This window comes from Pseudomonas stagnisoli (assembly GCF_048595745.1).
Lineage (GTDB): Bacteria > Pseudomonadota > Gammaproteobacteria > Pseudomonadales > Pseudomonadaceae > Aquipseudomonas > Aquipseudomonas alcaligenes_A.
In genome coordinates this window covers 3,207,080-3,229,399 of the sequence record NZ_CP184361.1, presented here as the reverse complement: position 1 = coordinate 3,229,399, position 22,320 = coordinate 3,207,080, and the positions used below count along the sequence as shown (strand labels likewise).

The 22,320-nt window shown below is 65.6% G+C and carries 23 protein-coding genes and 1 tRNA gene; 5 read left to right on the top strand and 19 right to left on the bottom strand.

Annotated elements, in window-relative coordinates:
- Positions 1-13: 13 nt before the first annotated feature.
- Positions 14-601 carry a YceI family protein gene (locus tag ACOAPY_RS15665; protein WP_465153915.1) on the top strand — a complete coding sequence of 196 codons (588 nt, stop codon included), beginning with the start codon at positions 14-16 and terminating at the stop codon, positions 599-601.
- Positions 598-1,752: a phospholipase D-like domain-containing protein gene (locus tag ACOAPY_RS15660; protein ID WP_465153914.1), complete on the top strand. Its 1,155-nt coding sequence runs from the start codon at positions 598-600 to the stop codon at positions 1,750-1,752. The genes ACOAPY_RS15665 and ACOAPY_RS15660 overlap by 4 nt, the downstream gene beginning before the upstream one ends.
- Before the next feature lie 3 nt (positions 1,753-1,755).
- Here the strand turns inward: ACOAPY_RS15660 and ACOAPY_RS15655 are convergent, their stop codons facing one another.
- The 6 genes from ACOAPY_RS15655 to ACOAPY_RS15630 all read right to left on the bottom strand — a co-directional run bounded on the left by ACOAPY_RS15655 (position 1,756) and on the right by ACOAPY_RS15630 (position 6,147).
- A complete protein-coding gene (locus ACOAPY_RS15655) occupies positions 1,756-2,352 on the bottom strand; it encodes a cytochrome c3 family protein (protein ID WP_076579490.1) in 597 nt (198 codons plus the stop codon).
- Between the two features lie 7 nt (positions 2,353-2,359).
- Complete coding sequence (locus tag ACOAPY_RS15650) at positions 2,360-2,836, bottom strand: nitrate reductase cytochrome c-type subunit (protein ID WP_465153913.1); 477 nt, start codon at positions 2,834-2,836, stop codon at positions 2,360-2,362.
- An 11-nt stretch (positions 2,837-2,847) separates the two neighbouring features.
- Entirely contained in the window at positions 2,848-5,352 is a 2,505-nt protein-coding gene (napA, locus tag ACOAPY_RS15645; RefSeq protein WP_465153912.1) for a nitrate reductase catalytic subunit NapA, read from the bottom strand.
- Positions 5,349-5,609 (bottom strand): chaperone NapD, encoded by a 261-nt coding sequence (locus ACOAPY_RS15640; protein WP_465153911.1) that lies wholly within the window; start codon positions 5,607-5,609, stop codon positions 5,349-5,351. The genes napA and ACOAPY_RS15640 overlap by 4 nt, the downstream gene beginning before the upstream one ends.
- Positions 5,610-5,621: 12 nt before the next feature.
- Positions 5,622-5,777 (bottom strand): periplasmic nitrate reductase, NapE protein, encoded by a 156-nt coding sequence (gene napE, locus ACOAPY_RS15635; protein WP_076425264.1) that lies wholly within the window; start codon positions 5,775-5,777, stop codon positions 5,622-5,624.
- 76 nt (positions 5,778-5,853) lie between these two features.
- A complete protein-coding gene (locus ACOAPY_RS15630; RefSeq protein ID WP_465153910.1) occupies positions 5,854-6,147 on the bottom strand; it encodes a hypothetical protein in 294 nt (97 codons plus the stop codon).
- 261 nt (positions 6,148-6,408) lie between these two features.
- Between ACOAPY_RS15630 and ACOAPY_RS15625 the strand changes: the two genes are divergently transcribed.
- Positions 6,409-6,687, top strand: coding sequence for a transcriptional repressor (locus ACOAPY_RS15625; protein WP_286948419.1), 279 nt, complete (start codon positions 6,409-6,411; stop codon positions 6,685-6,687).
- An 11-nt stretch (positions 6,688-6,698) separates the two neighbouring features.
- On the opposite strand, the gene yddG is transcribed toward ACOAPY_RS15625, so the two are convergent.
- On the bottom strand, positions 6,699-7,610 hold the full coding sequence (gene yddG / locus ACOAPY_RS15620) for an aromatic amino acid DMT transporter YddG (RefSeq protein WP_465153909.1): 912 nt from the start codon (positions 7,608-7,610) through the stop codon (positions 6,699-6,701).
- A gap of 131 nt (positions 7,611-7,741) precedes the next feature.
- On the opposite strand from yddG, the gene ACOAPY_RS15615 reads away from it, so the two are divergent.
- The gene (locus ACOAPY_RS15615; RefSeq protein ID WP_465153908.1) at positions 7,742-8,497 is read left to right on the top strand and encodes an SIR2 family NAD-dependent protein deacylase; all 756 of its coding nucleotides are present in this window, start codon (positions 7,742-7,744) and stop codon (positions 8,495-8,497) included.
- On the opposite strand, the gene ACOAPY_RS15610 is transcribed toward ACOAPY_RS15615, so the two are convergent.
- The 5 genes from ACOAPY_RS15610 to ACOAPY_RS15590 all read right to left on the bottom strand — a co-directional run bounded on the left by ACOAPY_RS15610 (position 8,498) and on the right by ACOAPY_RS15590 (position 14,145).
- Positions 8,498-8,800, bottom strand: coding sequence for a hypothetical protein (locus ACOAPY_RS15610; RefSeq protein WP_465153907.1), 303 nt, complete (start codon positions 8,798-8,800; stop codon positions 8,498-8,500).
- Positions 8,801-8,819: 19 nt separating this feature from the next.
- A complete protein-coding gene (locus ACOAPY_RS15605) occupies positions 8,820-9,812 on the bottom strand; it encodes a TerC family protein (protein WP_076425253.1) in 993 nt (330 codons plus the stop codon).
- A 125-nt stretch (positions 9,813-9,937) separates the two neighbouring features.
- Entirely contained in the window at positions 9,938-12,205 is a 2,268-nt protein-coding gene (locus ACOAPY_RS15600; RefSeq protein ID WP_465153906.1) for an ATP-dependent DNA helicase, read from the bottom strand.
- Entirely contained in the window at positions 12,202-13,839 is a 1,638-nt protein-coding gene (locus ACOAPY_RS15595) for a VRR-NUC domain-containing protein (protein WP_465153905.1), read from the bottom strand. The genes ACOAPY_RS15600 and ACOAPY_RS15595 overlap by 4 nt, the downstream gene beginning before the upstream one ends.
- Before the next feature lie 144 nt (positions 13,840-13,983).
- The gene (locus ACOAPY_RS15590; protein WP_167629383.1) at positions 13,984-14,145 is read right to left on the bottom strand and encodes a hypothetical protein; all 162 of its coding nucleotides are present in this window, start codon (positions 14,143-14,145) and stop codon (positions 13,984-13,986) included.
- Positions 14,146-14,330: 185 nt separating this feature from the next.
- Between ACOAPY_RS15590 and ACOAPY_RS15585 the strand changes: the two genes are divergently transcribed.
- Complete coding sequence (locus ACOAPY_RS15585; RefSeq protein ID WP_465153904.1) at positions 14,331-16,529, top strand: OsmC domain/YcaO domain-containing protein; 2,199 nt, start codon at positions 14,331-14,333, stop codon at positions 16,527-16,529.
- An 86-nt stretch (positions 16,530-16,615) separates the two neighbouring features.
- On the opposite strand, the gene ACOAPY_RS15580 is transcribed toward ACOAPY_RS15585, so the two are convergent.
- The 7 genes from ACOAPY_RS15580 to ACOAPY_RS15550 form a co-directional block, all read right to left on the bottom strand.
- Positions 16,616-16,689 (bottom strand) — tRNA-Gly (locus tag ACOAPY_RS15580).
- A gap of 82 nt (positions 16,690-16,771) precedes the next feature.
- Positions 16,772-17,650, bottom strand: coding sequence for an alpha/beta fold hydrolase (locus ACOAPY_RS15575; RefSeq protein WP_465153903.1), 879 nt, complete (start codon positions 17,648-17,650; stop codon positions 16,772-16,774).
- A 323-nt stretch (positions 17,651-17,973) separates the two neighbouring features.
- Positions 17,974-18,666 (bottom strand): pseudouridine synthase, encoded by a 693-nt coding sequence (locus ACOAPY_RS15570; protein ID WP_465153901.1) that lies wholly within the window; start codon positions 18,664-18,666, stop codon positions 17,974-17,976.
- Between the two features lie 2 nt (positions 18,667-18,668).
- A complete protein-coding gene (locus tag ACOAPY_RS15565; protein WP_465153900.1) occupies positions 18,669-18,872 on the bottom strand; it encodes a cysteine-rich CWC family protein in 204 nt (67 codons plus the stop codon).
- Positions 18,869-20,353 carry a sensor domain-containing diguanylate cyclase gene (locus ACOAPY_RS15560; protein ID WP_465153899.1) on the bottom strand — a complete coding sequence of 495 codons (1,485 nt, stop codon included), beginning with the start codon at positions 20,351-20,353 and terminating at the stop codon, positions 18,869-18,871. Before ACOAPY_RS15560 ends, ACOAPY_RS15565 begins: the two co-directional genes overlap by 4 nt.
- Before the next feature lie 31 nt (positions 20,354-20,384).
- Positions 20,385-21,242: a DUF4824 family protein gene (locus tag ACOAPY_RS15555; protein ID WP_465153898.1), complete on the bottom strand. Its 858-nt coding sequence runs from the start codon at positions 21,240-21,242 to the stop codon at positions 20,385-20,387.
- Entirely contained in the window at positions 21,239-22,306 is a 1,068-nt protein-coding gene (locus ACOAPY_RS15550; RefSeq protein WP_465153897.1) for a DUF2157 domain-containing protein, read from the bottom strand. The genes ACOAPY_RS15555 and ACOAPY_RS15550 overlap by 4 nt, the downstream gene beginning before the upstream one ends.
- Positions 22,307-22,320: the final 14 nt, after the last annotated feature.

Below are 22,320 nucleotides of genomic sequence, written 5' to 3'. Positions count from 1 at the left end.
TACAAGTGAGCCCATGGTCAAGCCTCTTTCCCTTTTCAGCGGCGCGCTGCTGGCCGCCTGCATGAGCCTGCCGGCGCAGGCAGACTGGTATCTGGACAACGAGTCCTCGCGGCTGTCCTTTATTTCCACCAAGGCCGGCAACCTCTCCGAGGTGCATCGCTTTCTCACCCTGCATGGCCGTATCGACGCCAAGGGCGCCGCGCGCCTGCGCGTCGAAATGGAGTCGGTGAGCACTGGCATTCCGGTGCGCGACGAGCGCCTGCGCAGCCTGCTGTTCAAGACGAAGGAATTTCCTGACGCACACATCATGGCCCAGCTCAACCTGGCGCCGATTACCGACTTGGCCCCGGGTGCCCAGCTGGAAATCAGCCTGCCGGTACAGGTGGAGATTCGCGGGCGCAAACACGCCTACATGGCCGAACTGCTCGCCACCCGTCTGGATGACCGGCGCTTCCAGGTGGTGACCCTGGCGCCGCTGGTGCTGCATGCCGAGCATTTTGGCCTGGAGGAGGGCGTCGAGGCGCTGCGCAAGGTCGCCAGGTTGCCCAACATCAGCCTGTCGGTCCCGGTCGGCGCGGTGATGATTTTCACCTCGCGATGAGCGGCACCATCTTCCCCTGGAAGGCGGCCAACCGCTTCGAGCTGTTGGTGGATGGTCCGGCCTTCATGCCGGCCATGCTCGCCGATATCGACGCGGCCGAGCGTCTGGTGCTGCTCGAGCTGTATCTGGTGGAAGATGGCCTGTGCAGCGCGGCGCTGGTGGATGCGCTGTGCCGCGCCGCCAGACGTAGGGTCCAGGTCTGTTGCCTGTTCGATGGCTTTGGCAGCCTGGGTTTCACTCGCGCCTGGCGCGAGCAACTGGCTGTCGCCGGTGTGCAGCTGCGCCACTACAACCCGCTGCGCTGGCGCAGGGGGCTACGCAATCTGTATCGCGATCATCGCAAGCTGCTGGTGGTCGACGAGCGCTGTGCCTATGTCGGTGGCACCGGCGCCACTGACCAGTTCTGGACGCCGGAGCCCGGTGACTACTGGCACGAGGTGATGGTGCGCATGGAAGGCGCGCTGGTGGCGCACTGGCGTGTGCTGTTCGAGCACCAGTGGCTGGCCTGTGAGGGCCGCAGCCCCTGGAAGCCCGGCCATGCCCAGGGGGTGGCGCATTTGCCGCCCTGTCCGCCGGCCGGCGTCGGCATGGGGCGGGTGGCGTACGCCGACTCCAGCCAGCACCTGGACATCGTCCAGTCGCTGCTGCGCAGTATCGGCCATGCCAAGCAGCGGGTATGGCTGGCCACTCCCTACTTCCTGCCCAGCCGCAAGGTGCGGCGCTTCCTGATGCGGGCCGCAGCGCGCGGGGTGGAGGTGCGCCTGCTGCTGACCGGGCGCAACACCGATCATCCTCCGGTGCGCTATGCCGGTCAGCGCTACTATCCGCGGCTGCTCAAGGCCGGCGTACGCATCTTCGAATACCAGCCGCGCTTCCTGCATCTGAAGATGGTGCTTGTGGATGACTGGGTCAGCGTCGGCTCATGCAATTTCGATCACTGGAACCTGCGCTTCAACCTGGAAGCCAACCTGGAAGCCCTCGATCTACAGCTGACCAGCGCGGTGGCGGACAGCTTCATTGCCGACTTCCAGCAGAGCCGCGAGATCACCCTCGAAGACTGGCAGCGCCGACCGCTGCTCAAGCGCATCCAGCAGCGCCTGTGGGGCTGGCTGGACCGCCTGGTGGTGAACCTGCTCGATCGCCGCCGCTGAGTGCTACCAGCCAGGCACGCCGCTCATGTCCGGCAGCTTGTGGGCGATGCCCTTGTGGCAGTCGATGCAGGTGGCCTGGCCGCTGGCCAGGGCGGTGGAGTGCATCTCGCGTGCCCGCGGGCTCTGCCGGGTGAAGTCCATGAAGTCGAAGCCGTGGCAGTTGCGGCATTCCAGCGAGTCGTTGGCCTTGAGCCTTGCCCACTCGTGCTCGGCCAGCTCGCGGCGTTTCTCGAGGAATTTGTCGCGGGTGTTGATGGTGCCGAAGATCTTGCCCCAGACCTCTTTGGACGCCTGCATCTTGCGCGCGATCTTGTCCGTCCACTGGTGCGGCACGTGGCAGTCCGGGCAGGTGGCGCGCACGCCCGAGCGGTTGCTGTAGTGGATAGTGTCCTGTAGCTCGACGTATACGTTGCTCTCCATCTCATGGCAGGAGATGCAGAATTGCTCGGTGTTGGTCGCCTCCAGGGCGGTGTTGAAGCCGCCCCAGAAGACGATGCCGGCGATGAATCCGCCAAGGGTGAGGAACCCCAGGCTGTAATGCACGCTAGGTCGGCGCAGGATATGCCAGTAACCGCTGAGCCAGGCAAACAGGGCTTTCATGGACACCTCACTGGGTCTGGCCGGCGCGCTGCACTTCGTCCTGCAGCAGCTGGTCGATGGTGCGGAAGTCGTTGCCCACCAGCGGCTTCACCTCCTTCTGCGGCACGTGGCACTGGGTGCAGAAGTAGCGCCGTGGCGAGACGGCGGCCAGGGGCTGACCGTCGCGGTCCATGTAGTGGGTGATACTGATCATCGGCGCCTGGGTCCTGGCGCTACCGGCGCGGCTGTGGCAGGTCAGGCACTTGTTGCCGTTCTTGTCGACCTGGTAGCCACGGATGGCATGGGGAATGGTCGGTGGCTGTTCGGGGTAGTTGCGCTCGCGCTTGATGTCCTTGTTCTCGTCGTTGGCCAGCGGCGGCGCGGGCAGTTCCTGGCTGATCGTGCCGCCGGGGCGGCGGCCATCGGGTGCGGGGGCGTCCAGCGGGTAGTCGGCGGCCTGGGCGAGGCTCGCCAGGAACACCAGCAGCAGGGGCAGGCTTCTCATGATCGGGCTCCTCAGGCCAGGCTGACCAGTTCGATGCGCACCGCGCATTTCTTGTAGTCGGTCTGCTTGGAGATGGGGTCGGTGGCGTCCAGGGTTACCTTGTTGATCAGCTTGTTGGCATCGAAGAAGGGCACGAACACCAGCCCGCGCGGTGGCTTGTTGCGCCCGCGGGTCTCGATGCGCGCGCGCATTTCGCCGCGCCGGCTGATCACCTTTACCTCGCTGCCGCGCCGCGCCTTGAGCTCACGCGCGTCGTCCGGGTGCATGTACACCAGGGCGTCCGGCACGGCACGGTACAGCTCGTCGACGCGCTGGGTCATGCTGCCGGTGTGCCAGTGCTCCAGGACCCTGCCGGTGCTGAGCCAGAACGGGAAGTCCTTGTCCGGTGCCTCGGCTGGCGGCTCGTAGGGCAGGGCGAAGATGATCGCCTTCTTGTCCGGGTAGCCGTAGAACTGCACGCCGCTGCCTTTTTCTACGTAGGGGTCATGCCCCTCGCGGTAGCGCCAGCGGGTTTCCTGGCCGTCCACCACCGGCCAGCGCAGGCCGCGGGTCTCGTGGTAGGTGTCGAAGGGGGCCAGGTCGTGACCATGGCCACGGCCGAACGCGGCGTATTCCTCGAACAGGCCCTTCTGCAAGTAGAAGCCGAAGGCTGCGGCCTCGTCGTTGGCGTAGCCGGCGGCCAAATCACTGCTGGGGAACTGGTCGACCTGGCCGTTCCTGAACAGCACCTCGAACAGCGTCTTGCCCTTGAGCTGCGGCGCCTTGGCCAGCAGCTCGGCAGGCCATACCTCGTCGGTGGTGAAGTACTTGGAGAACTCCACCAGTTGCCACAAATCGGACCGGGCATCACCCGGCGCCTTGACCAGCTGGTGCCAGAACTGGGTACGCCGCTCGGCGTTGCCGTAGGCGCCTTCCTTCTCCACCCACATGGCGCTGGGCAGGATCAGATCGGCGGCCTGGGCCGAGACGGTGGGGTAAACGTCGGAGACGATGACGAAGGCCTCCGGGTTGCGCCAGCCGGGCAGGATTTCCTGCATCACATTGGGGCCGGCCTGCATATTGTTGGTGACCTGGGTCCAGTACACCTTGAGGACGCCGTCCTTGAGCATGCGGCTCTGCTGCACGGCGTGGAAACCGGGCTTCTCCTGGATGGTCCCGGCGGGCACCTTCCAGATCTTTTCGGCCGTGGCGCGGTGCTTGGGGTTGGCCACCAGCATGTCCGCCGGTAGGCGGTGGGAGAAGGTGCCGACCTCGCGCGCGGTGCCGCAGGCCGAAGGCTGGCCGGTCAGCGAGAAGGGGCTGTTGCCCGGCTCGCTGATCTTCCCGGTGAGCAGGTGGATGTTGTAGATCAGGTTGTTGGCCCACACGCCCCGGGTGTGCTGGTTGAAGCCCATGGTCCAGAACGACACCACCTTGCGCTTGGGGTCGGCATACAGCTCGGCCAACGCCTTGAGGCGCTCGGCCGGCACCCCGGATTCTTCGGCGGCGCGTTCCAGGCTGTAGGGTTTGACGAAGGCGGCGAACTGCTCGAAGGAGATGTCGCTCCAGGTATTGGCATTGGCGGCGTTCTTTGCCTTCTGTTCCAGCGGGTCGGTGGGGCGCAGGCCGTAGCCGATGTCGTCGGCGCCCTTGGCAAAGCGGGTGTGGCGTTTGACGAAATCCTGGTTCACCGCGCCGGACTGGATGATGTGGTTGGCGATGTAGTTGAGGATGATCAGGTCGGTTTGCGGCTTGAACACCATGGGGATATCGGCCAGATCGAAGCTGCGGTGCTCGAAGGTCGATAGCACCGCCACCTTGACCTGCGGCTGGCTGAGACGGCGGTCGGTGACGCGGCTCCACAGGATCGGGTGCATCTCGGCCATGTTCGAGCCCCACAGCACGAAGCTGTCGGTGGCCTCGATGTCGTCGTAGCAGCCCATCGGCTCGTCCATGCCGAAGCTGCGCATGAAGCCCATCACCGCCGAAGCCATGCAGTGGCGGGCGTTGGGGTCGATGTTGTTGCAACGCAGACCGGCCTTCATCAGCTTGTTGGCGGCGTAGCCTTCCCACACCGTCCACTGCCCGGAGCCGAACATGCCGACCGCGTCGGGGCCGTGGGCCTTGAGCGCGGCCTTGGTCTTCTCGGCCATGATCGTGAAGGCCTGCTCCCAGCTCACCGGCTGGAACTCGCCCTGCTTGTCGTACTGGCCGTTCTTCATGCGCAGCAGCGGCTGGGTGAGGCGGTCGCTGCCGTACATGATCTTCGACAGGAAGTAGCCCTTGGCGCAGTTCAGGCCACGGTTGACCTCTGCCTTGATGTCACCGTGGGTGGCCACCACGCGGCCGTCACGGGTCGCCACCATCACGCCGCAGCCGGTGCCGCAGAAGCGGCACGGCGCCTTGTTCCAGTCGAGGGAGGTGAGGTCGGCGTCGGTGAGCAGGTTGCTCGCCGCGCTGGTCAGCGGCATCCCGGCGGCCAGGGCGGCGATGGCGGCGGCCTGGGCCTTGGCGAATTCGCGGCGGGTCAGCTTCATCGGGCTTCTCCTTCAGCGTCGAGGCATTCGTGATAGATCAGCGCGGCGCCGAGCACGCCCGGCAACTGCTGGATGGCATGCAGGCGCTCGAGCACGGTCGCCTCGTCGCGCGCCTCAAGTACCACCACCAGCTTGCCGGTGGGGCTGCTCTGATGCAGTTCGAGGTCGGGTAGGCGCGCCAGGTTGGCACGTAGGGCGTCCAACTGGTCCGGATGGCAGTGCACCAGCAGGCTGGCGATGTGCAGGACGTCGTCCATGAGCGTGCCCGGCTAACCGGGAGGCCCCGGCGGCCCGGCGAAGATCTGAATGATCCAGACCAGAAAGCCGTAGCCGCCGACGATGGCGACGGAGAGGATGGGGAACAGGAAGATCACCAGGAACAGGAACAGCCTGGTTTCCTTGGCTTTGCTCGCGGTATCGGACATTCCGGCACTTCTCGGCTGGTGCGGATGTCCTGGAGACTAGACCCTACTGTTCATGAGGGCAAAAGCCCGACGCAGATCAGCGACAGAGGACGATCATGGTACGACTGGAAAAGCCAGCCGGATTGAGGCCGAAAGCGAAGTCTGCCGGATCGTCTTCCTCGCTCTGGTCATCGCCCGCCTTGGCGATCACCTTGTAGCCCTTGGCGCCGCAGGCACGTGCGGCCTTCTGTTCGCACTGTTCCCAGCTGGAGGTGAGTCCCGAGCAGTTGATATTGAGGCCCTTGCGGCCCTTCTTTTCGTACGTCTTGGCAGTTGCGGAACAACCGGCGACCAGCGCCAGCGTGATCATCAGCAGTACAAGCCTTTTCATCTCTTTCCCCACGGGCTTGTCTGTTATCGGCGGCAATGCCGCCACCCCTTGCAATGGCTCCGGCGGTGGTGCAGCTCTTGGTGTCGAGTCGCTGCTTGCACCCTGTCTGGCAGTAGGGCCGGGCGGTCGAGAAATAGCACAAAGGGTGGGTCGTGCGCGAGACAAAAAAGTTGCATTTTGCTTGCAGTTTTCCGGGGCTCGTTCGTCTTGATAAGCAGGTCTTGGCGACAAGGCGCGAATCAAGTGCACAGGGAGAGTGGCATGGACGCAAACGAGCGCCGGCAACTGCGCAAGCTGTTACAGGGAGCCGGATTGAAGGTGAGCCTGGTGCGGCTGAAGATTCTCGACGTGCTGCAGCGCAGTGAGCGCGGGTTGCGCTCGCGGGACCTGCATGAACAGTTGCGGCTGGCCGATGAGCAGATCTCCGTGCTCAGCGTGCGCCAGGTGCTCAGCCGTTTGCTGGCCTGTGGGCTGGTGACGCGGGACGATGATGGGTTGTATCGCCTGCACCGTTCGCCGCTGGTGGCGCTGGCCGGCTGATTGGGTGCGCTTCAGTCGGACGCTGCGGCGCTGCTCTCGCGGGTCGCCAGCCAGCACAGCAGCGAGCCGCCGATCACCATCGCCACACCCTGCCAGAACGAGACGCCCAGCGGCGTTGCCAGCCAGAGCATGGCGAACAGCGCCGAGAGCACCGGGGTGAAGTACGAGGCGCTGGCCATCAGCGTCAGGTTGCCGCGCAGGATGCCCAGGTTCCACAGCGCATAGCCGCCCGCCATGGCGGCCCCGGCCGCCAGCAGCTCCAGGCTGGCCGGCAGGTTGAATACCAGTGGCGCCCGTTCGCCGGCCAGGTATTTGAGCCACAGCGAGGCTGCCACCAGGATGAAGAACAGCACCACGCCGTTACGTCCCTCGGCATAGCGCTTGGTCACGTTGCAGTACAGCCCCCAGAGCACCGCGCCGGAGAACGCCAGCGCGTAGGCGAGTGGATTGCTGGCGGCGTTGGCCAGGGGCTGGCGCAGGGAAATCGACTGCTCGCCGCTGGCCACCCAGACGATGCCGAGCAATGCCAGGGCAATGCCCGGCACTATCGGCCAGCGGGCCCGCTGGCCGTTCATGACGATGGCCAGGAGGATGGTGAAGCATGGCCACAGGTAGTTGATCACGCTCAGTTCGATGGCCTGCATGCGGTTGTCGGCAAAGCCCAGCGACAGCGCCAGGCACCACTCATAGGCGACGAACAGCAGGCTGCCGAGCAGCAGATAGGCGCGCGGGAAGCCGCGCAGGCGCGGGCGCCCGAGCAGCAGCGCGAGCAGGAGGGCGCCGACCGTGTAGATCAGCGCCGCGCCGCCGACGGCGCCGAAGTGTTCGCTGACGCTGCGGATCAGCCCGACGATGGTGCTCCACAGCACGATGGCCATGAGGCCGCACAGGGTTGCCGCATTGCGGCTCAGGGGGAAGGACATGCTGGTTACGGGACTGCCGGCGAGGGGAGGGCGCAGGAGTTTAGAGGGCTGGGCCTGCGCTGCAAAATGCGGCTGGCGACGTGCCTGCCGACCTGGAGACAATGCAGGCTGATCTTCACCGCGAGCCTGCCATGTCCTTCATGATCGCCGAAGCACTGCGCACCTGTCGTCACCTGCTGGTATTCAGTGGTGCCGGCGTCTCCGCCGAGAGCGGCATTCCCACCTTCCGTGATGCGCTGACCGGCCTGTGGGCGCGCTTCGATCCGGCGCGGCTGGCCACGCCCGAGGCGTTTTTGGCCGATCCGGAACTGGTCTGGGGCTGGTACGAGTGGCGGCGCCAGCGGGTGTTGCGGGCCGAGCCGAATGCGGCGCACCGGGCGATTGCCGAGCTGACGAGACGAGTGCCGTGGCTGACCCTGGTGACCCAGAATGTCGACGACCTGCACGAACGTGCCGGCAGCGAGGAGGTGCTCCATCTGCATGGCAGCCTGCATGCGCCGCGCTGCTTCGACTGCGGAGCGCCGTACGCGTGGCTGGATGCCGAGTTGAACGAGCCGGAGCAGGGCCGGCGCCTGCCACCTCCAGCTTGCGTGGTTTGTGGCGGGCGAGTGCGCCCGGGTGTGGTGTGGTTTGGTGAGGCGCTACCGCAGCTGGCGTTACAGCGCGCCTTCGCGGCCGCGGCGGAATGCGACCTGCTGATGTCGGTCGGCACCTCGGGGTTGGTCTACCCCGCCGCGCAGGTGCCGCAGATCGCTCTGCGCAACGGCGCTCAGGTGGTGCACATCAACCCGCAGCCAGTGATCAGCAGCAGCCCCCGAGAACATAACGTTCAGGGGGCTGCCGGAGTGGTGCTGCCGCACCTGTTGCATGCGGCGTTTGCTGGCTGATCAGGTCTCTACCGTGGTCTGGCCAGGCTGTTCCGCGCCTTGTGCCGGCGCTTCCTGCTCGGGCTTCGGCTGCGCCTGGTCCATGAACTGGCGAGTGCTTTCCTGAGCCTTGTCGACCTTCTCGTTGAGCTGGTCGACCTGCTTGTCGAACTCCTTGAGGGTCTCGCCCAGGCTCTCGCGAGCGGTTTCCACGGCGGCTTCCTCGACCTTCTTGGTGAAGCTCTCGGCGGCCTGTTCGGCGCTGTCACAGCCGGCCAGGGCGAACAGGCCCAGGCCGAGCAGCAGGGGTTTGACGATGCTCATAGTGTGGTCTCCTCTGCGGTCAGGATTCGAGCTTGTGAGCGGGCTGGTTGCGGGTCTTCCACAGCGACAGCAGCACACCACCGGCCAGCAGGCCCACGGTCACGCTCAGCGATATCTCGGCCGGAATCTTGCCGACGATGTCGTGCAGGAAGATCTTGCCGCCGATGAACACCAGCACCAGGGCCAGGGCGTACTTCAGGTAGGTGAAGCGGTGGATCATCGCGGCCAGGGCGAAGTACAGGGCGCGCAGGCCGAGGATGGCGAAGATGTTCGAGGTGTAGACGATGAACGGGTCCTGGGTGATGGCGAAGATCGCCGGCACGCTGTCCACGGCGAACACCAGGTCGGCCAGCTCGATCAGGATCAGCGCCAGGAACAGCGGCGTCACCCACAGTTTCAGCTTGCCGCTGGCATCCGGCTGGCGCACGAAGAAGCGTTGTTCGTGCAGGCGGTCGGTCACCGGCAGGTGGTTGCGCAACCAGTTGACGAAGCGGTTCTTCGACAGGTCCGGCTCGTCGTCGACCTTGGAGAACAGCATCTTCACGCCGGTCAGCAGCAGGAAGGCGCCGAACACGTAGAGAATCCAGTCGAACTCGCTGATCAGTGCAGCGCCCAGGCCGATCATGATGGCGCGCAGGACGATCACGCCCAGAATGCCCCAGAACAGCACGCGGTGCTGATAGCGGCGGGGGATGGCCAGGAAGCTGAAGATCAGGGCAATCACGAAGACGTTGTCCATGGACAACGATTTCTCGATCAGGAAGCCGGTGAGGTAATCCATGCTGGCGTCGCCGCCTTTCTGGAAGAACACCCAGACGGAGAACAGCAGACCCATGGAGATATAGCCGGCGGACAGCATCAAGCTTTCCTTGACGCCGATTTCGCGTTCATCGCGGTGCAGCACCCCCAGGTCGAAGGCCAGCAGGGCGATCACTACAGCAAGGAACGAGAGCCACAGCCAGGTGGCGGTGCCGAGGAAGTCAGCGAAGAGAAACGTTTCTAGGGCAGTCATGAGCCCCTCCTTTAAGTCGTAGTTGTACAAACCTATGACTCCGACATGGCGGCAGCTAACCGTCAGAGGGGCCCGGCGTCACGGTTGCGAAGGATAAGGAATCCCTGTGTTGTCTCAAGTTTCAGTTATTGCAAAGTATGTAGCGTGCGTTCGACCTGCCACCAGCTTGGCAGCAGCTGGCGCACTTCGCCGCGGGTGAAACGGTCGTCCAGCAAGTAGACCACGCCCTGATCCGAGGTGGTGCGGATTACCCGGCCGGCGGCTTGCACCACCTTCTGCAGACCGGGGTAGAGGTAGGCGTAGTCATAGCCGTTGCCGAACATCTGCTGCATGCGCGCTTTCACTTCCTCGTTGACCGGGTTGACCTGCGGCAGGCCGAGGGTGGCGATAAAGGCGCCGATCAGGCGCTTGCCGGGCAGGTCGATGCCCTCGCCGAAGGCGCCGCCGAGCACGGCGAAGCCGACCCCGCGGGAATGCTCGGTAAAGCGTTCGAGAAAGTCCTGGCGCTCGGCCTCGTTCATGCTGCGCGACTGTGCCCACACCGGGATATCCGGGTGCGCGCGGCGGAAGTTGTTCAGGGCCTGTTCCAGGTAGGCGTAGCTGCTGAAGAAGGCCAGGTAGTTGCCCGGTTGCTGGTGGAACTGGCGCGCCATCAGATCGGTGATGGGCGCCAGGCTGGTCTCGCGATGCTGGTAGCGGGTCGACAGGTTGGCCAGCGCCTGCACCCTGAGTTGCGCGGCGCTGAATGGCGACTGCACCTCCAGCCACTGCCAGTCGCGTGGCAGGCCGAGCAGGTCGGCGTGGTAGTGGCCGGGGCTGAGGGTGGCGGAGAACAGCGTGGCGCTGTGCGCGTTGGCGAAGCGCTCGGCAAGGAAGCGCGCCGGCACTATGTTGCGCAGGCACAGGGTCGACAGGCTGCGCGAGTCATGGCGGGTGATGTCGAACAGCGAGTGCGGGCCGAACGCCTCGGCCAGGCGGCAGAACAGCATGGCGTCGAGGTAGAAGCGCAGCAGCGCGGCCTGGTTGCCCTCGGGCTGGTCGGTGAGGTGGTCGGTGATCGCACTCACCGCCTTCTGCAGGGCGGCGATGAACAGGTCGGCGATGGTCGGGTAGATCTGGTAGGGCACTTCCTGGTCGCGGTGCAGCTGGTTCCAGTGCCGGCCGACGCGCTCCAGCACGCCCTTGAGGCTGGCCGGGGCGACCTTGCGCAGGGCGTTGAACTCGGCCTGATCCAGCTCGGCGCTGTACATGCCGCGGGCGCGGTCGATCAGGTTGTGCGCCTCGTCCACCAGCAGGGTGACCTTCCAGCCATTGACCACGGTCAGCCCGTGCAGAAGGGCGGTCATGTCGAAGTAGTAGTTGTAGTCGCCGACCACCACGTCGCTCCAGCGGCACAGCTCCTGGGACAGGTAGTAGGGGCAGACCTGGTGTGCCAGGGCGACCTCGCGCACGGCCTCCTGGGTCAGCCAGCGGTGTTCGAGGGCAGCGGCACGGGCGGCCGGCAGGCGATCGTAGAAACCCTTGGCCAGCGGGCAGGAGTCGCCGTGGCAGGCCTTGTCCGGGTACTCGCAGGCCTTGTCGCGGGCCACGTGCTCCAGCACCCGCAGCGGCATGTTTTCCTCCTGCTCGCGCAGGCTGGCCAGGGCGTCCAGCGCCAGGCGCCGGCCGGGTGTCTTGGCGGTGAGGAAGAACAGGCGGTCCAGGTCCTGGCCGGGAAACGCCTTGAGCTGCGGGAACAGCGTGGCCAGGGTCTTGCCGATACCGGTGGTGGCCTGGGCCAGCAGGAAGTCGCCATCGCGGGCGGCACGGTACACGGCCTCGGCGAGCTGGCGCTGACCGCGGCGGAAGCTCGGGTAGGGGAAGCGCAGCGTTTCCAGGCTGGCGTTGCGCGCCAGGCGGTGCGCCGTTTCCTGTTCGGCCCAGGCGACGAAGCGCGCGCACTGCAGCTCGAAGAAGGTCCGCAGCTCGGCGGCCGCGAAGCGCTCGCGAAACACCGTTTCCTTCTGCGACAGGACGTTGAAGTACACCACCGCCAGGTCGATATCCTCCAGGCCCAGGCTGTCGCACAGCAGCCAGCCATAGACTTTGACCTGGGCCCAGTGCAGCAGGCGGTGGTTGGCCGGGATGCGCGCCACGTCGCCGCGATGGGTCTTGATCTCCTCCAGCAGGTTCTGTGCCGGGTCGTAGCCGTCGGCGCGGCCGCTGACCAGCAGGCCCGGATAGGCCCCGGTCAGCGGCAGTTCGGCGACATAGCCGGCGCCGCGCCGGCCCACCACCGTACTGTGTCCGGCCATACCCTCGGCGGCGGTGGGCGCGGGGGTGAAGCGCAGGTCGAGGTCACCTTCCTTGGCGGTGAACTCGCACAGCGCGCGCACGGCCACCGCGTAGCTCACGCCTCGCTCCAGCGCACGTAGCAGACGTCCACCGGCATGCCGTGCTGGGCGCAGAACGCCAGCCAGCGCTTCTGGTTGTCCTGCAGGCGGTCGCCAGGCCCCTTCACCTCGATCATCCGGTAACGTCGCTCGGCCGGCCAGAACTGGATCAGGTCCGGCATGCCGGCGCGGTTGGCGCGGATATCGCCGAGCAGGCGTTCGAACCAGGCGCGCAGGTGCGCCGGCGGCAGGCAGTGCAGGGCGGTTTCCAGCAGCTCGGGCGTCAGCACGGCCCAGTGCACGAAGGGCGAGACGATGCCGTGCTTGGCGGCGTAGGTGGCGCGGATCGCCTCGGCATGGCTGCCGTCATCCAGCATGCTCAGGCAGCGCTCGAACAGCGCGGCGCGGCGGCTGCGGAAGTCGCTGTCATGCAGGTCCACCGGGCCGCTGTGGAAGGGGTGGAAGAACGCTCCGGGCAGCGGGGCGAAGATCGCCTCCCAGCACAGCAGGCCGAACAGCCCGCAGACCAGGGTGTTCTCTACATAGAAGACCGGCGCCTGCTCGTCGTGCAGGTGCTGCTGCACCGCCCACTCCACGCTCGACGCCTCGGGCCTGGGCAGCTCAAGCTCGATCAAGCCGGTCTCGGCTGCAGCGGGGCGCGGCTGCCTGGGCAGACCGAGCTGGCGCTGCAGACGGGGCAGGGCGCGCTCCAGCGCCTGGGCCTCGGCATCGTTGAGCGGGGCGAGCAGGGCGGCAGTGGCCAGGTCGTGGGCCTGCTGCAAGTCGCCGAGCTTCTCCAGTACCCGCACTCGCCGCTGGCGCGCTTCGGCGTGGCTGCTGGCGGCATAGAGCGCGGCCGCCTGCGCCAGCTCGCCCGTGCGTTCCTGCGCCTGGCCGAGGTGGAACAGCAACTTGGCATGGCGGCGGCTCAGGTACGGGTTCGCACTGCTGAAATCGCCCAGCTCGGTGAGCACCTCGGCGACCGCCTGGCCCACCTCGAACTGCTCCCGGCAGCGGCGCAGGTGCAGGTAGTCGTCGACATCGCGGCGGGTGCGGAAGCCGCGTGACTCTCGGCTGATCGGGACCGCCTCGTAGCGGAAGATGCCCAGCTCGGCGAGCACGAACTCGGACCAGTCCTGTGCCAGGTTGCCGAAGAACAGCAGGCGCAGACGGTCGCACAGCGGGCCGATGGTCAGGCTGTAGAGACGGTCGAGTGGCGGGCACCAGTGGCGGAAGGTGCGCGCGTCCGGGTAACGAGCCAGCAGAGCCTGTAGCTGCTCGTCCTTTTTCAGCCCGCGCAGGGGGGCGAGCTCCGGGAAGCAGGCGAGCAGCTCGTCCTTGCGCAGCAGGGCGAACAGCTCCGCCAGGGATAGCTCGGCATCCTCGATCAGCCAGCCGAGGCGCAGCAGCGGTTCGGCGGCAACAGTGACATCGCCAATCTCGTCGTAGCTCAGCTTGCTCGCGCGAAAATGCGGCCCCTTGCGCATCACCAGGCGCACCAGCAGTGCTTGCGACGGTTGCGGCAATGCGCTGAAGCCTTGCAGGAAGGCCGCTTCCTCGGCGTCCAGCAGGTCGCTGTAGCGTTCGCCGATCCAGGCCAGCGCGGTGCGGAAGTTGGCGAGGTAGTAGAGGCTGGGGTCGAGTGCGGCAGGCATGGTAGTTAACTGGTTTTATATACAGTTAATGGTGCGCGACCCGCGCTGACGAGGCAAGCCCGCGCCGACCGTTTGCACGCGCGCAAGGCAGAAAAGCAAAAGCCCGGGCCATGACTGACCCGGGCTCTACGAGGTTTTGGGCGGCTAGGCGGCGACGGAGTTGCCGATCAGCATGCCGTGCTGCACGCGGAACAGATGTCCGCTGATGCGTAGGGTGAAGGGCGTGCGGCTGACAATCTGGGCTCCGTCCTGGAGCAGGGTTTCGATATGTGCACGCAACGCGAGGTATTTCCGTTGTTCCTTCATCGGAAAGCTCCTGTATTGAGGTTGCCAAGAGCCTACCAAGCTTTGTGACGATGTCGACATTTCTGTGGGGCGTGAAGTGTGTTGTGTTTCACATTTTGTGATGGCGATATGCCTGTGCGCCATGCCGTGGCCGAATGACGGATAATGCCGACCATTTCGCCTCGCACGCATTCTGGTAATCCCGCATGGAAATCAAGGTCAACTTTCTCGACAACCTCCGTCTCGAAGCCAAGTTCGATGACTTCACGGTGATCGCCGACCAGCCCATCCGCTACAAGGGCGATGGCTCGGCGCCGGGGCCGTTCGACTACTTCCTGGCGTCCTCGGCGCTATGCGCGGCCTACTTCGTCAAGCTGTACTGCCAGACGCGCAACATCCCCACCGACAACATTCGCCTGGCGCAGAACAACATCGTCGACCCGGAAGACCGCTACAAGCAGATCTTCAAGATCCAGGTCGAGCTGCCCGCGGATATCTCCGAGAAGGATCGTCTGGGCATCCTGCGCTCGATCGACCGCTGCACCGTGAAGAAGGTGGTGCAGACCGGTCCCGACTTCGTCATCGAGGAAGTGGCCAATCTGGACGCCGACGCTCAGGCTCTGCTGATGCCGGCGCTGACCGAGGGTGAGGGCACGCGCATCCTCGGCAAGGACCTGCCGCTGGAAGAAACCATTGCCAACATGTCGGGCATCCTCGCCGGGCTGGGGATGAAGATCGAGATCGCCTCCTGGCGCAACATCGTGCCCAACGTCTGGTCGCTGCATATCCGCGACGCGCAGTCGCCGCTGTGCTTCACCAACGGCAAGGGCGCGAGCAAGGAGAGCGCGCTGGCCTCGGCGCTCGGCGAGTTCATCGAGCGGCTGAACTGCAACTTCTTCTACAACGACCAGTTCTGGGGCGAGGAAATCGCCAATGCCGATTTCGTCCATTACCCCAACGAGCGCTGGTTCAAGCCGGGACCGCGCGACGCGCTCCCCGAGGAAATCCTCGACGAGTACTGCCTGGCCATCTACAACCCGGATGGCGAGCTGCGTGGCTCGCACCTGTACGACACCAACTCCGGCAACAAGGCGCGTGGCATCTGCTCGCTGCCCTTCGTGCGTCAGTCCGACGGTGAGGTGGTGTACTTCCCCTCCAACCTGATCGAGAACCTGTATCTCTCCAACGGCATGAGCGCCGGCAATACCCTGGCCGAGGCGCAGGTGCAGTGCCTGTCGGAAATCTTCGAACGCGCGGTCAAGCGCGAAATCCTGGAGAACGAGCTGGCCCTGCCGGACGTGCCGCAGGAAGTGCTGGCCAAGTACCCGGGCATCGTCGCCGGCATCCAAGGGCTGGAGGAGCAGGGCTTCCCGGTGCTGGTCAAGGATGCCTCGCTCGGCGGCGAATTCCCGGTGATGTGCGTGACCCTGATGAACCCGCGCACCGGCGGCGTGTTCGCCTCCTTCGGTGCGCACCCGAGCTTCGAGGTGGCGCTGGAGCGCAGCCTCACCGAGCTGCTGCAGGGGCGCAGCTTCGAGGGTCTTAACGACCTGCCGGCACCGACCTTCGAAAGCCAGGCGCTGACCGAGCCGAACAACTTCGTCGAGCACTTTATCGATTCGAGCGGCGTGGTGTCCTGGCGCTTCTTCAGTGCCAAGGCCGACTACGAGTTCGTCGAGTGGGACTTCTCGGGTCATGGTGAAGAGTCCAACGCTCAGGAAGCGGCGACCCTGTTCGGCATCCTCGAGGACATGGGCAAGGAGGTGTACATGGCGGTGTACGACGACCTCGGCGCCAACGCCTGCCGCATCCTGGTGCCGGGCTACTCGGAGATCTACCCGGTCGAGGACCTGATCTGGGACAACACCAACAAGGCGCTGATCTTCCGTTCCGACATCCTCAACCTGCACAGCCTCAGCGACCTGCGCCTGAAGAGCCTGCTCAAGAGTCTGGAGAACTGCGAAGTCGATGACTACACCGACATCACCACGCTGATCGGCATCGAGTTCGACGACAACACCGTGTGGGGCCAGTTGACCATCCTCGAACTCAAGCTGCTGATCTACCTCGCCCTGAAGAAGTACGACGAGGCCAAGGCGCTGACCGAGGCCTTCCTGCAGTACAACGACAACACCGTCGAACGCGGCCTGTTCTATCAGGCGCTCAACGTGGTGCTGGAAGTGCAGCTGGACGACGACCTGGAACTGGCCGACTACGAGGCTAACTTCCGCCGCATGTTCGGCAACGAGCGGATGGACGCGGCCATCGGTTCGGTCAATGGCAGCGTGCGCTTCTATGGCCTGACGCCCACCAGCCTGAAGCTGGAAGGGCTGGACAAGCACCTGCGCCTGATCGAGAGCTACAAAAAGCTGCATGCCGCACGGGCAGCGGCTGCCGCGCGCTGAGGGCGGGGCAGCGGTCTCCCCGGCTGGCCGAGCAGAGACGGTCGGCTGAAATGAAAAAGCCCCGCTGCTGCGGGGCTTTTTGAATCTGGAGCGGGCGAAGGGAATCGAACCCTCGTCATGAGCTTGGGAAGCTCAGGTAATGCCATTATACGACGCCCGCTCGGGCGGCTGACTTTTTACCAGAATCGCCCAGGAAGGTGAAGCCGCGCGCGCGTCTTGCGCCCGTTTTATTGCCGGGCGCTTCACAGCGCCACGGCCCGTGGCTCCCGTTCCACGCTGCGTGCATGGTCCTGTGTGGGGGGCAGTAGGAAGGCCAGCAGGGCATCGCGGGTCTCCATCCAGGCGGCCTTGTGTTCCATGTCGAGGAAGTGGCCGGCCTGGGCGATGGTGCGGAACTCGCAGTGGCGCACGTACTGGGTGAACAGGCGCGCGTCAGCCGGCGTGGTGTACTCGTCCCACTCGCCGTTGACGAACAGCAGCGGTATCTCGATCTGCCCGGCGAAGCTGACGCAGGAACGCCCGCCGTTGTTCAGCACGGTCTCCACGTGGTGGCTCATTTGCTCGTATTCATAGCGCTCCAGGCCGGTGACGTGCCGGTGGTTGTAACGCTTGAACAGCGAGGGCAGGTGCTTGCCGATGGTGCCGTTGAGCACCATGCCGATGCTCTCGCGGTCGCACTCGCGCATCACCACCAGGCCGGCGCGCAGGTAGCCGAGCATGGCGCTGTTGACGATCGGCGAGAAGGAGTTGATCACCGCACGCTCGATCCGCGACGGACGCCGGGCCAGCGCCTGGAGGGTGGCGATGCCGCCCCAGGAGAAGGACAGCACGCTGTCGCAGGCGAAGTGCTCGACCAGCTCCAGAAGGATATCGGCTTCTTCCTCACGGCTGAGGAAGCGCTCATGCCGGTTGTGCGCGCGTGACTGGCCGGCATAGGGCAGGTCGAACAGCACCACATTGAAGTGCGGGTGGAGGTAGCGAAGCGTCTGCGCGAAGGATGCGGTGGTCGACAGCGAGCCGTTGACCAGGATGATGGTCCGCTCGGCGCAGTCGGCGCGGTAGAACTCCGTGTAAACCCGGTATTGCCCCTGGATATCCAGCACAGCGGTTTCAGCTTTCATGGTCATGCCCCTGACATGCGGCGTTGCGGACGCACAGCAGCACCTCGCGGCTGCGCGAGCTTCATGGCAGGTAGGCATGGGCCTGGGAAACGGGGCCTGGTCGGCTCGAAAGGCTGGCCGGGATTTATTGTTGGCGGCGGGTGCATTTTCCGTCCGGGATCGACAACTCGATGGGCAGCCCGTGATTGGCGGAAAAGGCGTTTAGATGTCTGTTGTGACTATTCGGTCACTAATGGACCATTGACTGGATTCAAGCAGCCTCGTGTTACCGATGCAAGTCATGCCGATGAAATTGGCCCTGCCATTGGTCGGGCGAGCCGTGTTCAGACGGCCTCTATCTCGGCGCTTGTGAGCGGGCGGTAGTGGCCTGGCGCCAGGGCCGGATCGAGTTGCAGCGGGCCCATGCGTTCGCGGTGCAGGGCGACCACGCGGTTACGGAAGTGGCCGAACATGCGTTTGACCTGGTGGTAGCGCCCCTCGTGCAGGGTCAGCAGGGCGGTATGCGCATCGAGTATCTGCAGCTCGGCGGGCAGGGTGGTGAGGTTTTCGTAGGCGAAGTACAGGCCCTGGGCGAACACCTCGATGTATTCGGCGGTGATCGGCTGCTCGGTGCTGACCCGGTAGAGCTTGCCCAGGCGGCTGCGCGGCTCGGTGAGGCGGCGCGACCAGAGACCGTCGTTGGTGATGAGCAGCAGACCGGTGGTGTTCAGGTCGAGGCGCCCGCCGATGTGCAGTTCGTGCTTGTCCGGTTCGTCGAGCAGGTCGAGCACGGTGCGGTGCTCGGCATGTTCGGTGGCGCTGACAACGCCGGCCGGCTTGTTGAGCATGAAGTAGCGCGCCGGCTTGCCGGCCTGCAGCAGTTCGTCGTCCAGTTCGATACGGCTGAACTCGCGGATCTCGTGGCGGCCGTCGCGCACCGTGGCACCGTCCACGCGCAGGCGCCCGGCGGCGAGCAGCAGACGGGCATCGGCGCGGCTGAAGCGTGGCAGGTTGCTGAGGAAGCGGTCGAGGCGCATCGCTAGTCGGGCTTGGCGTCTGCGCCCTGTGCGCTGGCGCAACGGGGGCACAGGCAGGCCTGGTCGCGTGCCTCGGCGGGCAAGGCTTCCAGCACCTGCGGCGCGATCGGCACATGGAAGCACCAGCAGTCCTGCACCGGTTCGTCCTGGCCCGCCTGGGCGCAGGTGTTGGCCTGGCCGCAATTTGGGCAGCGCCCGCTGTTCACTGCTGCAGCCCGCTGACGTCTTCGCACACGCGGTTGCGCCCGGACTGCTTGGCCCGGTACAGGGCGCGGTCGGCGCGGCCGATCAGGCGGTCCATGCTGTCGTCACCCTGCAGCTCGGTAACGCCGATGCTGGTGGTGACGCGCAGGTTGACGCCGTTGAAGGGGAACACGGCTTCCTCGGTCTGCTGGCGGATCTTCTCCGCCAGTTGGCGTGCGGTGCTGCTGCCGGTGTCCTTGAGCAGCAGAATGAATTCCTCGCCGCCCCAGCGACAGATGATGTCGGACTGCCGCAGATTGCCCTGCAGGGCATGGGCGAAGCCGCGCAGCACCTGGTCGCCGGCCAGGTGGCCGTGGGTATCGTTGAGCTGCTTGAAGTGGTCCAGGTCGATCAGCAGGGCGCTCAGCGGGCTCTGCCCGCGGATGGCTTCCTGCAGGGCCTGGGCGGCCAGCAGGTCGAAGCCACGGCGATTGGGCAGGCCGGTGAGCACGTCGGTGGTGGCCAGGGCGGCGATGCGCAGCTGGTAGCGGCGCGTGGCCAGGTAGACCAGGAACAGCACCAGCAGGCTGATCAGGGTGCAGATCAGCAGGTTGAGGTAGAGGCTGTGGCGGATGCCGGCCAGGGCGCCTTCCTCGTGCTTGTCGACGAACAGGAACCAGTCCAGTTCGGGGATGTAGCGCACGTTGAGGAAGTGGCCGCGTCCACCTTCCTGGTAGTCGAAGCGGCCGCTCTTGGGCTGCGGCAGCACCGCCAGCAGCGGCTCCAGACCGGCCACCTCGCTGAGCAGCTGGCCGCGATGAGCGCCCAGCGGCCCGCCATCGGCGCTGGTCAGTACCAGGCGGCCGTTGCGGTCGGTGAAGTAGATAGCGCGGTCGTAGCGGCGCTGGTAGTCATCGACCAGCTTGACCACCGCATCCACCGTCAGGCCGACGCCGGCCACGCCGATGAAGTTGTGCTGGTAATCGAACACCTTGAAGTTGATGAAGAAGGTCAGGCGGTCGGCATTGGCCATGTCCGGATCGACGCTGATCTCGTAAGGCTCGGCCATGTTGCGTACGCGGAAGTACCAGGCATCGCGCGGCTCGTCTTCGTGGATCTGCTTGAGCACGCCCTTGGCCTGGTAGTAGGTGCGGCTCTTCTCGGAGATGAAGAAGCTGGTGAAGGTGCCGTAGTGGTCCTGGACTTCGCGCAGGTAGCGGGTCATGGGTTCTGCATCGCGCTCGCCGGCGATCACCCAGTCACGCAGGAAGGTATCGCGCGACATCATCGAGGCGATCTGGGTCGGGCGGATCAGGTCCTTCTGGATTTCCGAGTAGATGTTGTCCGAGGTCAGCGGCAGCTCGGTGTTGACGATGTTGTGGCGGATGCTGTCGCGCGAGGCGAAGTAGCTGACCAGGCTGGTGGCGAGGAAACCGCCCAGCAGCAGGATCGACAGAAGCGACAGCAGGGTGATCTGGGCCTTGCGGGACGTGCTGAGCGGCATGGGGCGGGAGCCTTGGAGAAGTGGCGCAATGCTAGCGTGGAGTGGCGTTGTCGTCACCGCCGCTGCCGGTTTTATCCAGCAGGCGCACGGCGCTGATCCAGGGCTCCAGTCTCTGTCCGTAGCTGACCTCGATGTGCAGCGGCAGCTGTCCGTCCTCATGGCGCCGTGGCATGCGCTCGGCCAGCTCCTGGCGCCAGGCTGCTGGCACATTGAGGTCGGTGACATGCAGCTGGTCGATCTGGCCGCGCAGCCGGTGGGGCTGGGTGCCGTCACAGTCACACCAGGCGCGCACGGTGCCGCCGACGATGGCATAGCGGCCGCGGTCCGGGTAGCGCTGGCGCAGGGCCTGCAGATCCGTGCCGGCGGCGACCGCGAACAGGCGACTGGCGCGTTCCCGCTGGTTGTCCAGCTCCAGACGCGTGTATTTGAGCTGCTCGCGCAGGTGCGGGCTGTCCGGACTGCCTGCCAGATCCTGTTGGGCCTGTTGCAGGGCAAGCTCGGCCTGTTTCAGCTCACGCTGGTAGGCCGGGCCGTCCAGCTCCAGCACGATCAGCACCGGGCGCTGGCGCGGCTGATGCCAGCGTCGCTCGCTACCCTGATGGCGGGTGAAGCCCAGTGCGAGCAGAGTCGTTTCATCGAGTAGTTGCTGGCTAAAGCGTTGCGGGTCCTCGGGGTCGCTTGCGATACGCCAGTTCAGATGCAGGCTGAGGCCGCTGTTTTCCCGGTGCGGGCCGTCGTGGCTGCGCCACAGCTCGCGCTCGGAGAGCTGCAGGCGGCTTTCTGGCTCGCCCTGGCGGTTGTACCAGGCGCCGCCGAGGGCCACGGCATTGCTCAGCAGGATCAGCGCCAGGCCGGCCAGCAGGCCGTGGCGGGGCTTGAGGGTGATCATGCGCTGGCACCTCCCTTGTGGCCACGCCGCAGCCTGCCGAGTACCAGCAGCGCGAGGATCGCCGCCAGGCCGAGGATCAGGAAGAACAGGTACTTGGGCAGCAGCTCCCACCACCAGTCGACCATCTTGATGCCGAGGAACAGGATGAAGGCCAGCTGGCCGAACAGCGCCACCTCTGGCCAGTCGCGCCGGCTACCAAGCCACACCAGCAGGGCCGAGGCGACGAAGCCGAGCAACTGGTAGGTGTTTTCGATCAGCTCGGCGTCCAGGCGCAGGTAGCTGCCCTCGGCCCAGTTGGCCAGCACCAGCATCGGGCCGAACAGGGCCAGCAGGCCGACTACCCGGTAGGCGCTGGCAAAGCCGCTGTAGCGGGCCTGCGACACCCATTGCGGCAGCAGGAACAGCAGCAGGCCGGGCAGCAGCAGGTTTTCCGGGCGCTCGCCAGCATACAGCCAGTAGAAGCCGATCAGGCTGCCGATGCGGCTGACGCAGAAAGCCAGCAGGCAGACCAGGCCGATCACCAGCAGCAGGCGCGCGTTGCAGGCATAGGCCAGCAGCAGGGCGTAGGCGCCCCAGGGTAGCAGGGCCTTGTCCGAGGGCGTGATGTTGAAGATCTGCCCGAGCATATAGATGTTGAGCATGAAGCAGGCTAGCGCCAGTGTGGCGGCCAGCTTGGCGAAGTAGCCGGAAGGGTCGCGCCGGCGTAGGGCGAAGGTCAGCAGCAGGCTACCGAGGGAGAAGCCGAGCAGGATGCCGACCTGGGTCGCTTCGCCGAACAGGCCCCAGAACTGGTAGAAGAAGAACAGCAGGCTGGCGGCCAGGGCCAGCGCGCCGAGCAGCGAGACGATGCGCATGCTCAGCGACAGGCGCTTGCTCTGCTGGTCGGGGTCGATATCGAAGCCGGCACGGTACTGCGCCAGCAGCTGCTCGTGGTGGGCGGCAATCTGCGCCAGCGGCGCGTCGTCCAGCGGCCAGGCGTGCTCGGCTTGCAGGCGCTGCGCCTCGCGGCGGAACGCCTGGATATCGTCGGCCCGTTGCTGGGCCTGGTCGCGGGTCAGCGGCATGGTTCTTCCCTGTG